The organism is Fluviicoccus keumensis, assembly GCF_004217445.1.
GTDB classification, from domain to species: Bacteria; Pseudomonadota; Gammaproteobacteria; order Pseudomonadales; family Moraxellaceae; genus Fluviicoccus; species Fluviicoccus keumensis.
The window spans coordinates 1-17,399 of record NZ_SHKX01000012.1 but is presented as its reverse complement, the minus strand read 5'-3'; the positions used below and the strand labels follow the sequence as shown (position 1 = coordinate 17,399).

The following is a 17,399-nucleotide window of genomic DNA, read 5'->3' as shown; positions in this document are numbered from 1 at the left end:
GCTATCGGGAAACGGAACGCCAAAAGACGGTCAGGATGTTTCCGCTACCTCCAGCGCTTTCAGATAAAGAGCTTCCATCTCCTTGTCATGACAGCAAAAAACCACAGTTTCCAGCCCTGGCGCCTGCCTCAGGAACTCACGGACGGTCGCTACCGCTATCCGCACCGCCGCTGCGTGCGGATAGCCGTAAACGCCACAACTGATGGCGGGAAACGCCACGCTTTTCAGTCCGTTCGCCAACGCCAATTGCAGGGACTCCCGATAACAGGACGCCAGCAAGGCCGCTTCATCACGACTACCGCCCTGCCACACGGGTCCAACGGTATGGATGACGAACCGCGCCGGCAAGCGGTGACCTTGCGTGATTTTCGCCTGACCGGTACGGCAACCATGGAGGCGGCGGCACTCTTCCAGCAAACCAGGACCCGCGGCGCGATGAATCGCTCCGTCCACGCCGCCGCCGCCCAAGAGGGACGTATTGGCCGCATTCACGATGGCGTCAACATCCAGGCGTGTCAGGTCGCCCAGAACAACGGACAGACGCGTCGCGATCATTACACCGACTTCAGATGATGGCTCAATGCTTCCCGCACCGGGCCGAAGGAACGACGATGCTCCAGGATCGGGCCATGCGCCTTCAATGCTGCCAGATGCTTGGGCGTGGGATATCCCTTGTGCTCATCAAAGCCGTATTGCGGGTACTTGTGGTGCAGCGCGTGCATTTCCTCGTCGCGGGCCACCTTGGCCAGAATGCTGGCGGCGCTGATCGCCTGCACCAGCGAATCCCCCTTCACCACCGCCAGCGACGGCGAGGTCAGCAAAGGCACCCGGTTACCATCGACCAGCACGAAATCCGGCATGACTTTCAGGCCGTTGACCGCGCGCTGCATCGCCAGCATGGTGGCTTTCAGAATGTTGATTTCATCAATTTCAATCCGCTCGGCGCGCCCCAGACTCCAGGCCAGTGCCTTTTCACGGATTTCCTTCGCCAACTCTTCGCGGCGTTTCTCGGACAGTTTCTTCGAGTCCTTCAAACCGGCGATCGGACGCGCGGGATCCAGAATGACAGCGGCGGCTACCACTGCTCCGACCAGCGGGCCGCGCCCGACCTCATCCACGCCGGCGATGCGGGTATAGGTTGCCAGAATCTGTTCCAGTTCCACGTTATCGGCTCTCCAGTAATTGTTGAATGGCTTCGGCACCGGTTTCACTGCCGTTGACCTGAAGCTGACGATGGATATCGGCAAAACGGTGCAGCCGGCTCTCGCGATAATCCCGGTCATCCAGCCATTGCCGCGCCGCCGCGCTGATTCCCTCCGGGCTGGCGGCGCCCTGCAGCAGCTCCGGCACCAGCGTTTCTCCCGCCAACAGGTTGGGCAGGCTGAAGTAGCGTGAGTGCACCAGCAGCCGGGCAATCAGATAGGTCAGCCAGTGCAGCTTGTAGATCACGACCATCGCCCGTTTCAGCAGCATCGCTTCCAGCGTCGCCGTGCCGGAGGCCATGATGACCAGATCGGCGGCGCCCATCGCCAACCGCCCCACCCCGGCGCCAAAACGCTCATCGACAATGCGCGCCTGCAATCCTGACTGCGCCAGCAAGACGCTGATCTGCTCGCGACGGAAGCTGTTGATGGCCGGAATGATGAAGAGCGCATCCGGATACTGAGCCGTCAGCTTCTTGGCCGCTTCGAACAGAACAGGCGCGATACGGCTGACCTCGCCGCCGCGGCTGCCGGGCAGCAGGGCAATTACCTGTCCGTTCACCGGGAGACCCAGTTGCTGCCTGGCAAGGCTGACATCGTGCTCCAGCGGCAGGCTGTCCGCCAGCGGATGACCGACAAACACCGCCTTCAGGTCATGCTGGTCGTAAAAGGCCTTTTCAAAAGGCAGCAGGCACAGCATCAGGTCTACCGAAGCCTTGATCTTGTGAATCCGTCCCTGCCGCCAGGCCCACACGGAAGGGCTGACATAATGCACGGTAGGAATATCTGCAACTTTCAGGGCCGGCGCCAGCCGCAGATTGAAATCCGGGGCGTCTATGCCGATAAAGCAGTCTATCTTTTCATCGATGAAACGACGTTGCAGTTCGTCACGGATGGCGAAGAGTTCACGAATCCGCCCCAGCACCTCCACCAGTCCCATCACGGACAAACGCTCCATGGGGAACCAGCTTTCTCCGCCCGCTTCCAGCATTTGCGGACCGCAGATACCGACAAAGCGGGCACCGGGATAGCGTTTTTTCAACGCGCGGATCAATCCTGCGCCAAGGGTATCGCCGGAAACCTCACCGGCCACGATGCCGAAAACTGGCTTGGGTGGTAACGGGTGCATGGTGATTCAGGACTCCCTGTCGGGGGCGGGTTCAACCCACCAGTTCAAAAGCGGACTCGGGATGAGCCATCAAGGCCGTGGCTTCGGCATGACGGATGCGATCGCATAACGCCTCGACGCTGCCCCCACGGTGACGGCGGCGACTGTCGACCAGCAGCACGAACTCCACATTGATCGGCTTCGCGGAAAAGCGCTGCGAACTGACGCGATAACGTTTGTAGGGGCGGCAGAAAACTTCGGTATGCCCCTTGTCGATGCAGGTCGACACCATCCCTTCCAGCGGAATCATGCCATCCGTGCTGTAACTGGTGAGGATATAACGGGCCTCCATCACGTCCATCATCGCCGCATAGGCGCGCCAGGCTTCGCTGCGATAGTTGTAGGCGCTGCGGCGTTCGGTGCGCCAGTCGTCCCGGATGGCCGACTTGTTGCGGCCCTCGATCTTGGGGGTCACGGTCGGCTTGTCCCACAACGACAGGCTGTTGAGCACGTGATAATTGCTGCCATAGGGATGCTGGTTATAGGGCGGATCCAGATAAGCGATATCGACCAGTATCTGCTCAGAAGCCAGATATTGCACCAGCTGGTGGCAATCCAGCTGATACACCTCGTTATCCTGGCCATTGTCGCAGAACAATGCCGGCTTCAACTCTATCTCGGACAAGATCCGGTACAGGGCGGTTCCGGTCTGGCCGCCCCAGCCGCGATGGAAAGCCTTGAATACACCGCTGGTATTGCTGGTATAGCTGGCCTGATACAGCAAGGGGGCCAGCAGGCAGGACTTTTCCGCCGTCGTCAGCAGGCCCTGATGATCCCAAAGCTCTATCTGGTCGCGCATGGCATCCATGCGCATGCCGTTGGCGCGGGTATAGAACATCCGGTCGCGACTGACATCGAATTCGATATCGTCATCCGGGCACAAATGACGGGTAATCCAGTCTTCCCGAGGCTCCAGACTGTTCAGCCAGGCCAGTGCGCTTTCATAGCCTCCCAGCTCACGGAATTCCGGGGCGCGGTTGCAACCGACATGGCAGGCATTGATGTCAAAGGCATAAGGCTCCCAGTCATTGGCGATAACCCGGAACCCCAAGCGCTTGGCCATGCGGGCCACTACGCCGGAACCGGCGAACAGATCCAGGAACGTCGCCTTGGCGGGATCGACTTCGGTGTATTCAATCGACTGTTGCAACAAGCCCAGCAATTTGCGCTTGTTGCCAATGTAGGGAATCAGTTGCTGGAAAACGTAGTCCTGAGTCCAGGCGGCGGCATGACTATCTTTCTGGTACTGGAACATGGACCTGGCCCGGCTGAACGAATCGATCCGGAAAACCGGAACGCAAAACAGCCTGCGCGGCGAGACCGGCAGGCGAATGAAAACAGACTATACCGTTTAGCGCGTGATTCCGCGACTGGAAGATTTCAGGGAGTCAATCAACAGACCGACTTCCGGGCAAACCGGCAACAAATCCTGCTCCAGCTGGCGAATCGCTTCATCCATGGTCAGGCTCTGGCGGTAAACAATCTTGTAGGCGCGCTTCAGGTTGTTGATCGTCTCACTGGTCCAGCCGCGGCGGCGCATGCCTTCGAAGTTCATGCCGGCCGCCTGGGCGGGATTACCCGAAACCATCACAAAGGCCGGGACATCCTTGAGAATCAGGCTGCCGCCGCCAACCATGCTGTAGGAGGACAGCACGCAGAACTGATGGATACCCGAATTACCGCCGATGATGACGCTGTTACCCACCTTCACATGGCCGGCAATGCCGACATTATTGGCAAAGATACAGTCATCGCCAACCACGCAGTCATGGGCAACATGCGAGTTCACCATGAACAGGTTGCGGCTGCCGATACGGGTGACTGATTCGTCCTGAATGGTGCCGCGATGCACGGTACAGGCTTCGCGAAACACATTATCGTCACCGATCTCAAGGCGGGTGACTTCCCCCTTGTACTTCTTGTCCTGGCAGTCTTCGCCAATCGAGCAGAATTGGAAAACGCGATTGTTCCGGCCCATTACGGTCGGACCCTTCACGACAACATGCGGGCCAATCTCACACCCGGCGCCAATTTCAACATCAGGACCAATGATGGTGTAAGGGTGAATGATGACCCCTTCGGCAATCCTGGCCTGACTATCCACTAACGCGGTTGGGTGAATCTGCATTTACATTACCTGCTCGGCCACCAGAATTTCAGCGCTGGCGGCAAGTTCGTCACCTACCATGGCGCGGCAGGCAAATTTATAGATATGGCGTTTGCTTGTAACCAGTTCGGCATGCAGGACCAGCGTATCGCCGGGCACTACCTGACGCTTGAAACGGACATTGTCGGCGCCCACGAACAGGTAGATGTATCCATCCGCCGGACGCTTTCCCGTGGTCACGAAACCCAGGACACCGGCAACCTGCGCCATGGCCTCGACAATCAGCACTCCCGGCATGATCGGCTTTTCCGGGAAATGTCCGTTAAAAAACTCCTCATTGATCGTGAGGTTCTTGTATCCGGTAATACTTTTGCCCACTTCCAGGGCGGTGACTCTGTCCACCAGCAAAAAAGGATACCTGTGAGGCAGGTATTCCCTAATGGACTGGATGTATATGGGGAGTTGCACGTTATCCGTCATCTGGGCTCTCAATCAGTTTTCGAGGTTAACTGCTGCACAAGCCCCTCCAACTCGCGCAAACGTCGTGTCGTCTCATCCAGTTTCTTCAGTCGAACCGCCATCTTCTTCCAGTTATCCGTCGTATCAAACGCCGTTCCGGAAGAGTAGCTGCCTGGTTTGGTAATTGACTTGGTGACCATGGTCATGCCGGTGATATGGACCTTGTCACAGACTTCAATGTGACCCACAAGCCCGACACCCCCGGCCAGAACGCACCAGGAACCGATTTTAGTACTTCCCGATATGCCGCAACAACCGGCAATCGCGGTATGCGCTCCGACTTCCACATTGTGGGCGATCATGACCAGGTTATCAATGATTACCCCTTGATGAATCACCGTATCATCCAGGGCACCCCGGTCAATCGTGGTGTTGGCGCCGATATCCGCGTCGTCATGGATCACGACCCGGCCGATCTGGGCAATCTTGTTCCATCGGCCATTGGCGGGCGCAAAACCGAAGCCGTCATCGCCAATCACCGCGCCGGAATGAATCACAACCCGGTTGCCCAGGACACAATCATGATGAATCACGGCATTGGCGCGGACATGGCACCCCTGTCCCAGCGAAACCCGGGCGCCGATAAACGCACCCGGCTCGATCACGCAAGCCGGGCCGATCACGGCCCCGGACTCAATCACGGCCCTCGCACCGATAACGGCCGAAGGATCAATCACTGCATCCGGATCCACGACGGCCGAGGCATGAATACCGGGCTCCCGGCGCGGCGTCCGGTCAAAGTGGTGCGTCAGTGCGGCGTAAACGGCGTAGGGATTGGCGGCAATCAGGGCGTTGCCGTCAAAATCAGCCGCATCCTCCTCGCGAAGGATGACCGCCCCGGCGCCGGTGACGGCCAGGGCGGAGCGGTAAAGCGGATTAGCCAGGAAACTCAGCTGCTCTGGACCCGCGCTGCGCAAGGTTGCCAAACCGGTAATCATGAGATCGGCATTACCCCGGAGCTGCGCTCCGGTCTCTTTGGCCAGCTCAGCCAGTGTCCAGCGTTTCATGGTATCCGCTCCTCCCGGTTACTTGGCGGCACCGGGCGCATTCATCGCGGCATTCAGCTTTTCGGTAATCTTTTTGGTCAGGTCGGTTGCCGGCTCGGACCAAATGACGTTCTTGCGCTCGATAATGATATCGACGTTCGCAGCCTGACGAATTTCGTCCACGGCAGTTTCCATTTTGGGCAGCATCTTCTGAACCATCTCCTGCTGCACATCCTGAGCCCGCTTTTGCAGCGCCTGGGCCAGGTTGTTGAACTCATCCAGCTTTTGACGGGCGGTATTCTGAAGATCCGTCTTCTCTTTCGCGCTCATGATCGACCCGTTCTTCTGGAACTTTTCCTCGATGCCGGAAAGCTCCTTGCGCAACTGGTCCAAACGATCGCGCTGGGGCTTCAGATCATTGTTGAGTTTTTCAAATGTCTTCTTGGCGTAATCAGTCGACATAATCGCCGCCTGGCTATCCGCAACCGCAACACCGCCGGCATGGGAAACCGCAGCGGCCATGCCCAACACCAACGCCGTCACTGCCTTGATTGAACGCATAACCCTCTCTCCTCATTAAAACCAGTTCAGAGCGACTGGCCGATTGTAAACTGAAATGCCTGTGTTTCATCCCCGTCCACCTTGTTCAGGGGACGGGACAAACTGAAGGACAATGGACCGATCGCCGTCAACCAGGCAAGGGAAATACCGGTTGTATAGCGAATGGTCCCGGGATCAAACCCGTAGCCGGGAAGCTCGGTGTGGTACGCCATCCCCGAGTCCACAAAAAATACGGTGCGCAACTGGCGGTTATCCTTGGCGAACGGCGTCGGCACAATCAGCTCGGCGCTGTTTTCAACCAGGATATTCCCGCCTACATATTCAGGATCCGGGTCAACAACATAAGCGGGCGAAGGGCTGCGCGGTCCGAGACGGTTATCCCGGTAACCGCGGACAGAGCCGTAACCGCCCGCGAAGAAGTTCTTGTAAAACGGTAAGTGGTAACCGTAGCCAAGATCGGTCCTCAAGCGGACCGTAAAATCGTTATTGATCGGAATGAAAAGCTGGCCGCTGTAGCTCAGCTTGAAATAATTGACATCACTCCCCGGGATCGCCACATCCAGAGCCAGCCGCTGGGCCGCGCCCTTGTCGGCAAAGACGCCGCGGTTCAACGTACTGTAATTCCAGGCCAGGGTGCCGGTATAAGAAGAAATGCTGTTCCCGTTGGCCTTGACAAAATCCTGCACCAGCTGCGACGCGTAGGTCCCGGTCGTAATATCCGTCTGATCCAGTCCCAAGGCAAGGCTAATGCTGCGGATTTCATCAATCGGATAGCTGAAGCTGATATTGCCGCCCTTGGCATCGGTGACGTATTTGCTGACGTTGAGATTGTCAAACTTGGTTTTACGGTAATAGAGGTTGTATCCGCGGCTGATGCCGTCCTGCGTAAAGTACGGATCTACAAAGGAAAGATTGTAGGCATCACTGGTGTCCGAGCGGTTAAGGTTCACCGCCACCTTGTTACCCGTACCGAAGAAGTTGTTCTGGCTGACACTGAACGTGAAAATAAGACCGGCGCCCTGGGAGTAACCGACACTGGCTGAAAGCGTGCCGGAGGGCTGTTCCTCGACGTGGACATTGACATCGACCTGATCAGCCGTGTTCGGAACACGCGGCGTCTCCAGCGCCACTTCCTTGAAATAGCCCAGCCGCTGCAGACGTAGCTTTGACAGGTCCAGCTTATCCGAGGCGGCCAACGAGCCTTCGAACTGACGCATCTCACGGCGCAGCACCACATCATCAGTCTTCTGGTTGCCCTGAAAGGAGATACGGCGGACAAAGGTCGGTTTGCCGGGATTGATGAAGAAACTCAGGTTAACCGTACGTGTCTTTTCATCAATATCGGGAACCGGGTTGATATCCGCAAACAGGTACCCGTCATTGCCAAGGCGGCTGGACAGCAGTTTGACCGAGGTGGTGACCCGTTGCTGTGAGAAGAATTCGCCAGGCTTGATCAGGAGCAGCTTGCGCAGCTCCTTTTCATCAACCGGAAACTCACCCATCAGTTTGGCTTCGCCAAAAGTGTACTTTTCGCCTTCGTTGATGTTGACGTCGATGTAGACATCCCGCTTGTCCGGGCTGAGCGTGACCTGCGTTGAGGTGATCGCGGCGTTGATATAGCCGTGATCCAGGTACCAGGAGCGCAGGGTTTCAATGTCCCCGTTCAGGCGTTCACGGGAGTATTTGTCATCACCCTTGAAAAATGAGGTCACGTGGCTGGAGCGCGACTGGAACAGGCCCGCCAGCTCCTTGTCGCTGTATATCCGGTTGCCGACAAAATTGATGGCGCGGATACGGGCGGGCGTGCCCTCCGATATCTGGATATGCAATCCGACCCGATTACGCGGCTTTGGTACGGCATCAACCTTGATGGTCGCATCGTAGCGGCCCTGCCCCATGTACTGGCGCTCCAGCTCGCTACGGATATGATCCATGGTCGAACGGCGGAACACCTCGCCTTCGGTCAGCCCGGCCTTTTTGAGGGCGTCCATCAGGGTGTCGGTGTCAATGGCCTTGTTGCCTTCCAGCTTGACGTCGGTAATGGCCGGACGCTCGGTCAGCCGGAACACCAGGACATCGCCATCCCGTTCAACCGCCACATCTTCGAAATTGCCGGTGCCGAACAGGCTGCGCACCGCGTCCGAAACACGATCGCCCGAAATCTTGTCGCCGCTGGCCAAGGGCAACTGGGCATAGACGCTGGCGGGAGAAACCCGCATCAGTCCTTCCAGACGTATATCGCGAATAGTGAAGCTGTCAGCATCCATGTCCGCCGCCCAGCCCGCCGAACCCAGCAGCAATCCCATCGCCAGAGTAGACAACCGCTTTAACATAAAAGATTCAATCCCCGTGCCCGGTTCCGCTCCGGCAGGACGCCCGGAACACTGTGAGTAATATTCCGGTCAGCCGAACTGACGCACCAGATCATTGAAAATGGCCAGCAGCATCAGGCTGCCCATGATGGCCACACCAGCCTTGACGCCCCACTCCTGCACCTGCTCGGGCAATGGCTTGCCCAGCACGCCTTCAATGGCGTAAAAAACCAGGTGGCCGCCATCCAGCACCGGGATCGGCAGCAGGTTCAGCACACCCAGACTGACGCTCAGCAGCGCCATGAAACCGATCAACGCTTCCCAGCCGATGCTGGCGGAATGACCGGCCACCTTGGCAATCGTGATGGGACCGCTCAGGTTATCCAGACCGACCAGACCGACCACCATCTTGCCCAAGGAGGCCAGGGTCATGTCGATCAGGCTCCAGGTCTTGCGGGAAGCCTGGACCAGTGCGGCAACCGGACCGTAGTCCTGACGCTGCAGATACGCGGGGGGGAAATCAATCTTCTGCTCGCTGACGCCGATATCCAGCTTGCCCTCGCGCACGCCGAGTTCATCCTTCTGCGCGCGCGGAGTCAGGTTTAACGCCACCACGGTGCCACCCGTGCGGACCACCTCTGCTGCGAACGGCTTCTCGGGATGCGTCCGAACGACATCAACGAATTCCTGCCAGGTAGCGATCGGCTTGCCGTCCGCCGTCCGGACGCGATCCCCGGCCTTCATGCCCTGGGTATCGGCCGGGCCACCGGGCTTCACATCCCCGATTACCGGCTGCAGTATGGGTTGGTACGGCAGGAAACCCAGCGAACGCAGCGGGTCATCACCGGCGACCTTGAGGTATTTTTCCACCTGCACCGCTACGTCGCGCGACGGCGCAACGGCTCCGGCGGGCTTGACGGTCAGGACGATCTTGCCGGATTCGCCCATGCGGTCCACAAGGGCGTAAGTCACGCTTTCCCAATCGGGAGTCTGGCGACCGTCTATACGCAAAATCTCATCACCGCTTTGCAGTCCGGCCACAGCGGCGGGCGAATTCGGTTTGACCACGCCCACGACAGTACGCAGGGTTTCAACCCCCTGCATGAACAGGATCCAGAAGAGGAAAACGGCGAAAGCCAGATTGATGAGGGGGCCTGCGGCGACAATCGCCATGCGCGCCAACACCGGCTGGCGGTTGAAGGCGCGGGGAATGTCGGCTTCCGGCACCTCCCCCTCGCGCTCATCGGCCATCTTGACGTAACCGCCCAGCGGAATGGCGGCGATGCGGTATTCGGTGCCGTCCTGGCTCTTGCGGGACCACAACGCGGGGCCGAAACCGATGGAATAGGCCAGCACCTTCACGCCCAGCCGTCGCGCAACCCAGAAATGGCCAAACTCATGGATCGCGATCAGCGGTCCAAGGACAATGATGGCGGCCAGCAGGATATGCAGAATGTCCATAAACCCGTCACTTTCGACACAAGGGGAGACTGGCGCGCGCCGCTTCACGGGCGGCACGGTCAGCGTCGAGGATTGTGTCCAGATTGGCGGCCTGACTCATTGGCAATTGTGTAAGCACCCGGTCAATCACGCCGGGAATGGCCGTAAACGGGATTTCACCCTCCAGAAAAGCGGCTACGGCGACCTCGTTGGCGGCATTCAGCACCGCCGGGGCGGTTCCGCCGGCGGACATCGCCTGCCGGGCCAGACGCAGGCAGGGAAAGCGGGCCTCATCAGGCGCCTGGAAATCAAGCGCATGTCGGGTCAGATCCAGCCTGGGTACACCGGCGGCAATACGCTCCGGCCATGCCAGCGCATGGGCGATGGGCGTGCGCATGTCAGGATTGCCCAGCTGCGCCAGCGTCGAGCCGTCCACATACTGCACCAGGGAGTGGATGATGCTTTGCGGATGCACCAGGATTTCGATCTGATCCGGCCGGGCGTCAAACAGCCAGCAGGCCTCAATGAATTCCAGCCCCTTGTTCATCAGGGTGGCAGAATCCACCGAAATCTTGCGGCCCATGCTCCAGTTCGGATGCTTGCAGGCCTGATCGGGCGTCACATCCGCCAATTGGGCGGGCGTGAACGTGCGGAAAGGGCCACCTGAGGCGGTAAGCAGGATTTTCTCCACCCCGCCCCGCTCCAGCCCGGCCATTCCTGAAGGCAGGCACTGGAAGATGGCGTTGTGTTCGGAGTCGATCGGCAACAGGGTTGCGCCGTGACCGCGAACCGCCTCCATGAACAACGCCCCGGCCATGACCAGGGCTTCCTTGTTGGCGAGCAACACGCGTTTGCCCGCGCGGACGGCGGCCAGCGTCGGCAGCAGCCCTGCCGCGCCGACAATCGCCGCCATGACCGTATCACAATCACTATGGGAGGCCACCGCTTCCAGGGCGTCCTGGCCGGCCAGAACCTCCGTTGCCCGAGTCGTCAGTCGGGCTTGCAGGCGGGCGATATCGTCCGGGCAGCGCACCACGGCGTAACGCGGATTGAAACGGTCACACAGGGCCGCCAGCTCGTCGATACGCGAATGGGCGGTCAGCGCAAAAACCTCATAGCGGTCCGGATGACGGCCGATGACATCCAGCGTGCTGAGCCCGATGGAGCCGGTGGCCCCCAGAACCGTGATCCCTTGCATGGATCAGAAGCCTCCGGAGAGCAGCCAGCCCAGCGCGAACACAGGCGCGGCGGCGGTCAGGCTGTCAATGCGATCGAGCGCGCCGCCGTGACCCGGGAAAATATTGCCGGAATCCTTGACCCCCGCCTGACGTTTTACCATCGACTCCAGCAAATCCCCCAGCACCGAGGCGAAGACCGTCAGTACCGACAACCCTCCGAATGCGACAAAACGGATGAGCGGCAATTCCCGGTAGAAACCGACCGCCAGCATGATGACGGTGGTCAGCGCCAAGCCGCCCAGCATGCCCTCGATGGTTTTACCGGGACTGACGGCAGGCGCCAGCTTGCGCTTGCCGAAAGCGCGGCCGGTGAAGTAGGCCCCGGTGTCGGCGCCCCAGACCAGCAGGAACAGGTACATCAGCCACCATGGGGAAACCTGATGCAGGCCAACCAGCCCGGACCAGGCCGGCACCAGCAGGATGAGCCCCATCGGCAGCAGCACGATGCCCTTGGCCCACCAGCGGGCGGAGTCGGGATACCAGATCACCATGCGTACGGCGATCAGCCAGAAGACGGCAGAAGCGGCATACAGCGGCGTACGCAGGCTGGCCAGCGCGGGCAGGCTCATGGCGACGACACCCGCCGCCACTAGCGCCACGAAGGCGGCGCGGCCAACCGGATTCACCACCTTCATCAGGGCCGTCCATTCCCACGCGCCAACCAGGACCAAGGCTCCGGCAAAAGCCATGAAGGCATTGGAGCCCTGCGCGCCAAAGACACACCACAAAACGATGGGCAGCAGAATCAGCGCCGTGATGATGCGTTCCTTAAGCATGTCTGTTTTCTACCTGTGCACTGGTGCGGCCGAACCGGCGTTGCCGCCCGGCGTATTCCGCGAACGCCGCATCCAGCGAGGCGGGATCGAAATCGGGCCAAAGTTTTTCGGAAAAATAGAATTCGGCGTAAGCCGCCTGCCACAGCACGAAGTTGCTGATACGCAACTCACCGCCGGTGCGGATGAGCAGATCCACCGGCGGCAGATCCGCCATCTGCACATGCTGCTGCATCCTGTCGGTGTCAATGTCCTCGGCGCGCAAGGTTCCGGCCTGCACCTGCAAGGCCAGCTCGCGGGCCGCGTTGGCCATGTCCCACTGCCCTCCGTAACTGACGGCGATCACCAGGGTCATGCCGGTATTGGCGGCGGTCTTCAGCATCCCGGCCCGCATGGCGTCCTGCAAAACCGGGGCGAATTGCGAAAGGTCGCCGATGAAACGGATTCGGATATTGTGCGCGTGCAGATCAGCCACCTGTTTCTCCAGCGCATGAAGAAACAGCTTCATCAACAGGGTGACTTCATTTTCCGGCCGCCGCCAGTTCTCGCTGGAGAAGGCAAAAACCGTCAGCACCTCGACATCGCGCCGGGCGGCGTGCTCGACAATCCTGTGCAGGGCGGACTCACCCGCCTTGTGACCCGCGCCGCCGGGCAGCAGGCGCTTCTTCGCCCAGCGGTTATTGCCATCCATGATGATGGCGACATGGCGGGGCAAGGCCCCGCCAGCGGTGCTGTCGATATCCGGAGCGGCGCTCACCGGTTCAGACCTGCATCAGTTCGGCTTCTTTGGCCGCCAGATGCTTGTCGACTTCCGTCACGAACTTGTCGGTGATTTTTTGTATGTCTTCACCAGCCTTGCGCTCGTCGTCTTCAGAGATTTCCTTTTCCTTTTGCAGTTCCTTGATATCGGCCAGCACATCGCGACGGATATTGCGGATGGCGACCTTGGCGTTCTCGGCTTCGGCGCGGGCCACCTTCTGCATGTTGCGGCGGGTTTCTTCCGTCAGCGCGGGCAGCGGCACGCGGATGACGTCGGCGGAAATGGGGTTCAGGCCCAGATCGCTGTTGCGGATGGCCTTGTCGATGGCACCGACCATGGTGCGCTCGTAGGGCTGGATCAGCAGCGTGCGCGAGTCATCCACCGACACGTTGGCCACTTGCAGCAGCGGTACGTCCGAGCCGTAGTACGGCACCATGACATCCTTGAGGATGGACGGGTGGGCGCGGCCGGTACGCACTTTGCCGAAGGCCTGTTCCATGGACTCCAGGCTCTTGCGCATGCGGGTTTCGCAATCTTTTTTCAAATCGTTGATCATGGTTTTTCTCCGGATTCCTTAACGGGGCTTGTTGCCGAGCAGCGTGCCTTCGGCATCGCCCATCAGCAGGCTGAGCAAAGCACCCGGCTTGTTCATGTTGAAGACGCGCAGCGGCATTTTCTGGTCGCGGCACAGGCAGATGGCGGTCAGATCCATCACGCCCAGTTTCTTTTCCAGCGCTTCGTCGAAGGTCAGGTAATCATATTTGACGGCTTCCGGGTTCTTGAACGGATCGGAATCGTAAACGCCATCGACCTTGGTAGCTTTCAGCACTACGTCGGCCTGAATTTCGATACCGCGCAGGGTTGCGGCGGTGTCGGTGGTGAAGAAGGGGTTGCCGGTGCCGCCGACGAAGATGCAGACATCCCCGCTTTGCAGCGCACGAATGGCGGCGCGACGGTCATAATGATCCACGATGCCGCTCATCGGAATGGCCGACAGGATGCGGGTGCGGATGTTGTTGCGCTCCATGGCGTCGCGCAGGGCCAGACCGTTCATGACGGTGGCCAGCATGCCCATGTGGTCGCCCGCCACGCGGTCCAGGCCATTGGCCTGCAACTCCGCGCCGCGGAAAATATTGCCGCCGCCAAGGACGATGCCGATCTGCACGCCGATGCCGACCAGCTGGCCGACTTCCAGCGCCATGCGGTTCAGCACGCGCGGGTCGATGCCCATATCCGCGTCACCGGCCAGGGCCTCTCCCGAAAGTTTGAGCAGGATGCGTTGGTACGCGGGACGACGCTCGGTCATGGGAGAACTCCTTTGTTCGTGGCAGGGACGCTTGGGGGCTGCATGTTAGCAGAAAGCGGCCCCCGCCTGAAACGGGTTACGCGCTTAGCGTGCGTTGGCGCTCAGCCACAGGGCGGCATTCAGGTCGCCGTAGGAAAAGCGGTTGCCCAGCGTTTCCTTCAGCTCGCGGCTGGCCGGTTTGCCCGGCGACAGGCCAAGTTCCCGGGCGGCGGCGGCAATCTCCCCCACTTCGCCTTCCGAGACATAGAGCAGGTCGCGCCTGCCGATCTTGCCCGCCTGATACAGCTTCAGCAGATGACCGGAAATGGTGTCCTCGGACAAACCGCGACGGCGGGCGATTTCCTCGCGGTCCAGATGCTGTTCCACCAGTTCCAGCGTCGCCTGCACCGTGTCCACTTTTTCGTCCAGCGGCTCCGGCTCGGCAAATCCGTGGCTTTCACCGGGAGCCAGATCGCGCACCTCGGCCAGACGGTCCAGAAACAACTGACCGTACCGGGCCAGCTTCTGCTCGCCGACGCCGCTGATTTCCAGCAGCTCCATCATGGACGTGGGGTCGCAAACCGCCATTTCACGCAGGGTGGCATCGTTGAAAATGACATAAGGTGGCACCTTCTGTCCCTGAGCCAGCGAAAGACGCAGCACCCGCAGGGCGTCAAAGCGGCGCTGTACCTCGGGCGGCAAATCGCTGACCGCCGCTTGGGTGCGATCCTTGCGCGAAGACTTCGGCTTTGGCGTCGCCAGCTCGCGCAAGTGCAGGCTCACCTCCCCCTTCAGCAAGGCGCGCGCCTGCTCCCCGGCCATCAACCCACCATAGCCCTCATCGTCCGGCAGCAGATAGCCCAAAGCCACCAGTTGCCGCGCCACATTGCGCCAGGCCGCCTCCGACAAGTCCTGGCCCTTGCCGAAGGTGGGCAGCGCCTGATGGCCGAACTGGCGGATCTTGTCGGTGTCATTGCCCAGCAGCACATCAATCAGGTGCGCCGCGCCAAAACGATTGCCGGTGCGGATGGCCGCCGACAGCAGTTTCTGCGCCGCCACGGTGGCGTCCCAAGTGCGGGGCGGATCGCTGCAGATGTCGCAGTTGCCGCACGGTTGCGGCAGCGACTCGCCGAAATAGGCCAGCAACACCTGTCGCCGGCAGGTCGCCGTTTCGCAATAGGCCAGCAGCGCATCCAGCTTGCGCGACTCAATCCGCTTCACTTCCACCGGCGCTTCCGAGGTCGCCAGCATGCGCCGCACCTGCACGATATCCTGCAGGCCATAGCTCATCCACGCCTCGGATGGCAGACCGTCACGCCCGGCGCGGCCGGTTTCCTGATAGTAGCCTTCCAGCGACTTCGGCAAATCCAGATGCGCCACGAAACGCACGTTCGGCTTGTCGATGCCCATGCCGAAGGCCACCGTCGCGCAGACAATGCGGCCTTCCTGCAACAGGAACTCATCCTGCACCCGCTCGCGCTCCGCCGCCGCCAGACCGGCATGATAGGCCAACGCCGGCAGCCCCTTGCCGCGCAGGAATTCCGCCGTCTCCTCCACCCGCTTGCGCGACAGGCAATAAATGATGCCAGCCGACCCTTCGGGCTGGCAGCGGATGAAGTCATACAACTGCTTGCGGCCGTTATCCTTCTCGACAATGGTGTAGCGGATGTTGGGGCGGTCGAAACTGGACAGGAACACCGGCGCATCATCCAGCTGCAACACGGCGATCATGTCGCGGCGGGTGCGCTCGTCGGCGGTCGCGGTCAGGGCGATGCGGGGAATGTGCGGAAAGCGGTCGGCCAGCAGGCCCAGTTTCTGGTATTCCGGCCGGAAATCATGGCCCCACTGACTGACGCAATGCGCCTCGTCAATGGCGAACAAGGCCGGAGTGACGCGACCCAGCAAGTCCAGAAAACCTTCCGTCAGCAAGCGTTCCGGAGCCACATACAACATGTCCAGCTGCCCGGCCAGCAAGGCCTGCTCCACCTGTCGCTGCTCGGTCAGCGGCAGCGAGCTGTTGAGGAAGGCAGCCTTCACGCCCAACTCACGCAAGGTATCCACCTGATCCTTCATCAGCGCGATCAAGGGTGAAACGATAATGCCCGTACCGTGGCGCAACAATGCCGGTATCTGGTAACACAGGCTCTTGCCGCCGCCGGTAGGCATCAGCACCAGCGCGTTACGGCCTTCGGCCAGGGTCAGGACAATCTGTTCCTGATTGCCGCGAAAGGCGTCATAGCCGAAAGTGCGGGAGAGGATGTCGAGGGCTTGGGTGCGAAGGTCGGGCATGGCGGCGATGGGCTCGGTAATGGTGCTTTCCATGTCTGTTTTTCTTTCTTCCTGAAAGGGGGCTGGCCGCCCGGAAGCGGCGCGTCATTGTAGGTTAGCGGGACGGGATTACAAGGGGGGACGGCAAGCGGCTCGAGGGGTGGCATCTGCCCCCCGATATGAAGCATTTGCGAACGCCCTTTTCACGAGAGTTACACCAAGGGCGCTACATGGTTGCACAGATAATCCACCAGTTTTGGCCATCCCTCGTCCATGATGGGTGCGTTGCCCATTGGATTACCCGCATTTTTCAGATCAATCGCCAGCTTTTCAAAGTTTGGATTTCCGGCCAGCCTCGCAATTACCAAAGCATGCGGTTGGTGAGCCCGCATAACACTATAATCTCGAACTTTTGTATCGCCATCACCATTCATAACCTCATCTAATCCCTTTAAAGTCATTAACCTGTCTGCCACCCTTAGGAATGGATCTGAAATTTTCGACATTACAAAATTCACATCTGCCAAAGATTTTATTCTCCAATATACATCATCCAATTCAAGAAAAATTCGAAGCGGAATGTAAACAACTGAATATGGATTAACGAATGAAAATAGATTTAATATATTTTCGCAAGCTGGATAATTAACATGGAACCCAATGCCTATAGAAAAACCCCCAGAGCGGAATGGCACTTACTTAAGCTTTTTCGGGTGGCCATTTCGCCGGATCTCTTCAATCGCAATCTTCCTCGGTTTTGTCAGCATCGGATAGGGTTTT

17 protein-coding genes are annotated in these 17,399 nt (G+C 59.6%); all 17 read right to left on the bottom strand.

All coding sequences use genetic code 11. The features are described 5' to 3' along the window. Positions 1-30: 30 nt before the first annotated feature. The gene (locus EV700_RS08195; RefSeq protein WP_130412635.1) at positions 31-555 is read right to left on the bottom strand and encodes an O-acetyl-ADP-ribose deacetylase; all 525 of its coding nucleotides are present in this window, start codon (positions 553-555) and stop codon (positions 31-33) included. Beyond that, entirely contained in the window at positions 555-1,157 is a 603-nt protein-coding gene (gene rnhB / locus EV700_RS08190) for a ribonuclease HII (protein ID WP_242610240.1), read from the bottom strand. The genes EV700_RS08195 and rnhB overlap by 1 nt, the downstream gene beginning before the upstream one ends. Positions 1,158-1,164: 7 nt before the next feature. Beyond that, complete coding sequence (gene lpxB / locus EV700_RS08185) at positions 1,165-2,331, bottom strand: lipid-A-disaccharide synthase (RefSeq protein ID WP_130412631.1); 1,167 nt, start codon at positions 2,329-2,331, stop codon at positions 1,165-1,167. 31 nt (positions 2,332-2,362) lie between these two features. Further along, the gene (locus tag EV700_RS08180; protein WP_130412629.1) at positions 2,363-3,625 is read right to left on the bottom strand and encodes a DNA adenine methylase; all 1,263 of its coding nucleotides are present in this window, start codon (positions 3,623-3,625) and stop codon (positions 2,363-2,365) included. 96 nt (positions 3,626-3,721) lie between these two features. Beyond that, positions 3,722-4,498 (bottom strand): acyl-ACP--UDP-N-acetylglucosamine O-acyltransferase, encoded by a 777-nt coding sequence (lpxA, locus tag EV700_RS08175; RefSeq protein ID WP_130412627.1) that lies wholly within the window; start codon positions 4,496-4,498, stop codon positions 3,722-3,724. After that, positions 4,499-4,957, bottom strand: a complete 459-nt coding sequence (gene fabZ, locus EV700_RS08170; protein WP_130412625.1) for a 3-hydroxyacyl-ACP dehydratase FabZ — start codon at positions 4,955-4,957, stop codon at positions 4,499-4,501. It abuts the gene before it with no gap. Positions 4,958-4,965: 8 nt separating this feature from the next. Beyond that, positions 4,966-6,003, bottom strand: coding sequence for a UDP-3-O-(3-hydroxymyristoyl)glucosamine N-acyltransferase (gene lpxD / locus EV700_RS08165; protein ID WP_130412623.1), 1,038 nt, complete (start codon positions 6,001-6,003; stop codon positions 4,966-4,968). 18 nt (positions 6,004-6,021) lie between these two features. Continuing rightward, the gene (locus EV700_RS08160) at positions 6,022-6,543 is read right to left on the bottom strand and encodes an OmpH/Skp family outer membrane protein (protein ID WP_130412621.1); all 522 of its coding nucleotides are present in this window, start codon (positions 6,541-6,543) and stop codon (positions 6,022-6,024) included. Between the two features lie 26 nt (positions 6,544-6,569). Next, positions 6,570-8,876, bottom strand: coding sequence for an outer membrane protein assembly factor BamA (gene bamA / locus EV700_RS08155; RefSeq protein WP_130412619.1), 2,307 nt, complete (start codon positions 8,874-8,876; stop codon positions 6,570-6,572). A 69-nt stretch (positions 8,877-8,945) separates the two neighbouring features. Next, positions 8,946-10,316 carry an RIP metalloprotease RseP gene (gene rseP / locus EV700_RS08150; RefSeq protein WP_130412617.1) on the bottom strand — a complete coding sequence of 457 codons (1,371 nt, stop codon included), beginning with the start codon at positions 10,314-10,316 and terminating at the stop codon, positions 8,946-8,948. A gap of 7 nt (positions 10,317-10,323) precedes the next feature. Then, positions 10,324-11,493 (bottom strand): 1-deoxy-D-xylulose-5-phosphate reductoisomerase, encoded by a 1,170-nt coding sequence (gene ispC, locus EV700_RS08145; RefSeq protein WP_130412615.1) that lies wholly within the window; start codon positions 11,491-11,493, stop codon positions 10,324-10,326. Positions 11,494-11,496: 3 nt separating this feature from the next. Beyond that, a complete protein-coding gene (locus tag EV700_RS08140) occupies positions 11,497-12,309 on the bottom strand; it encodes a phosphatidate cytidylyltransferase (RefSeq protein ID WP_130412613.1) in 813 nt (270 codons plus the stop codon). Beyond that, positions 12,302-13,063, bottom strand: coding sequence for a polyprenyl diphosphate synthase (gene uppS, locus EV700_RS08135; RefSeq protein ID WP_278044904.1), 762 nt, complete (start codon positions 13,061-13,063; stop codon positions 12,302-12,304). The genes EV700_RS08140 and uppS overlap by 8 nt, the downstream gene beginning before the upstream one ends. 4 nt (positions 13,064-13,067) lie before the next feature. Then, positions 13,068-13,622 (bottom strand): ribosome recycling factor, encoded by a 555-nt coding sequence (gene frr / locus EV700_RS08130; RefSeq protein ID WP_130412611.1) that lies wholly within the window; start codon positions 13,620-13,622, stop codon positions 13,068-13,070. Between the two features lie 18 nt (positions 13,623-13,640). Next, positions 13,641-14,372, bottom strand: coding sequence for a UMP kinase (gene pyrH, locus EV700_RS08125; protein ID WP_130412609.1), 732 nt, complete (start codon positions 14,370-14,372; stop codon positions 13,641-13,643). 84 nt (positions 14,373-14,456) lie between these two features. Continuing rightward, on the bottom strand, positions 14,457-16,673 hold the full coding sequence (gene recQ / locus EV700_RS08120) for a DNA helicase RecQ (protein ID WP_207224619.1): 2,217 nt from the start codon (positions 16,671-16,673) through the stop codon (positions 14,457-14,459). A 158-nt stretch (positions 16,674-16,831) separates the two neighbouring features. After that, positions 16,832-17,146 (bottom strand): hypothetical protein, encoded by a 315-nt coding sequence (locus EV700_RS08115; protein ID WP_207224618.1) that lies wholly within the window; start codon positions 17,144-17,146, stop codon positions 16,832-16,834. Positions 17,147-17,399 lie beyond the last annotated feature (253 nt).

Excerpts from the sequence above, each read along its gene's own strand:
- ispC (WP_130412615.1), bottom strand. The coding sequence starts at position 11,493 with ATGCAAGGGATCACGGTTCTGGGGGCCACCGGCTCCATCGGGCTCAGC.
- EV700_RS08160 (WP_130412621.1), bottom strand. The coding sequence starts at position 6,543 with ATGCGTTCAATCAAGGCAGTGACGGCGTTGGTGTTGGGCATGGCCGCT.
- EV700_RS08180 (WP_130412629.1), bottom strand. The coding sequence starts at position 3,625 with ATGTTCCAGTACCAGAAAGATAGTCATGCCGCCGCCTGGACTCAGGAC.
- EV700_RS08140 (WP_130412613.1), bottom strand. The coding sequence starts at position 12,309 with ATGCTTAAGGAACGCATCATCACGGCGCTGATTCTGCTGCCCATCGTT.
- fabZ (WP_130412625.1), bottom strand. The coding sequence starts at position 4,957 with ATGACGGATAACGTGCAACTCCCCATATACATCCAGTCCATTAGGGAA.
- frr (WP_130412611.1), bottom strand. The coding sequence starts at position 13,622 with ATGATCAACGATTTGAAAAAAGATTGCGAAACCCGCATGCGCAAGAGC.
- EV700_RS08195 (WP_130412635.1), bottom strand. The coding sequence starts at position 555 with ATGATCGCGACGCGTCTGTCCGTTGTTCTGGGCGACCTGACACGCCTG.
- lpxD (WP_130412623.1), bottom strand. The coding sequence starts at position 6,003 with ATGAAACGCTGGACACTGGCTGAGCTGGCCAAAGAGACCGGAGCGCAG.
- lpxA (WP_130412627.1), bottom strand. The coding sequence starts at position 4,498 with ATGCAGATTCACCCAACCGCGTTAGTGGATAGTCAGGCCAGGATTGCC.
- pyrH (WP_130412609.1), bottom strand. The coding sequence starts at position 14,372 with ATGACCGAGCGTCGTCCCGCGTACCAACGCATCCTGCTCAAACTTTCG.
- rseP (WP_130412617.1), bottom strand. The coding sequence starts at position 10,316 with ATGGACATTCTGCATATCCTGCTGGCCGCCATCATTGTCCTTGGACCG.
- lpxB (WP_130412631.1), bottom strand. The coding sequence starts at position 2,331 with ATGCACCCGTTACCACCCAAGCCAGTTTTCGGCATCGTGGCCGGTGAG.
- bamA (WP_130412619.1), bottom strand. The coding sequence starts at position 8,876 with ATGTTAAAGCGGTTGTCTACTCTGGCGATGGGATTGCTGCTGGGTTCG.
- recQ (WP_207224619.1), bottom strand. The coding sequence starts at position 16,673 with ATGGAAAGCACCATTACCGAGCCCATCGCCGCCATGCCCGACCTTCGC.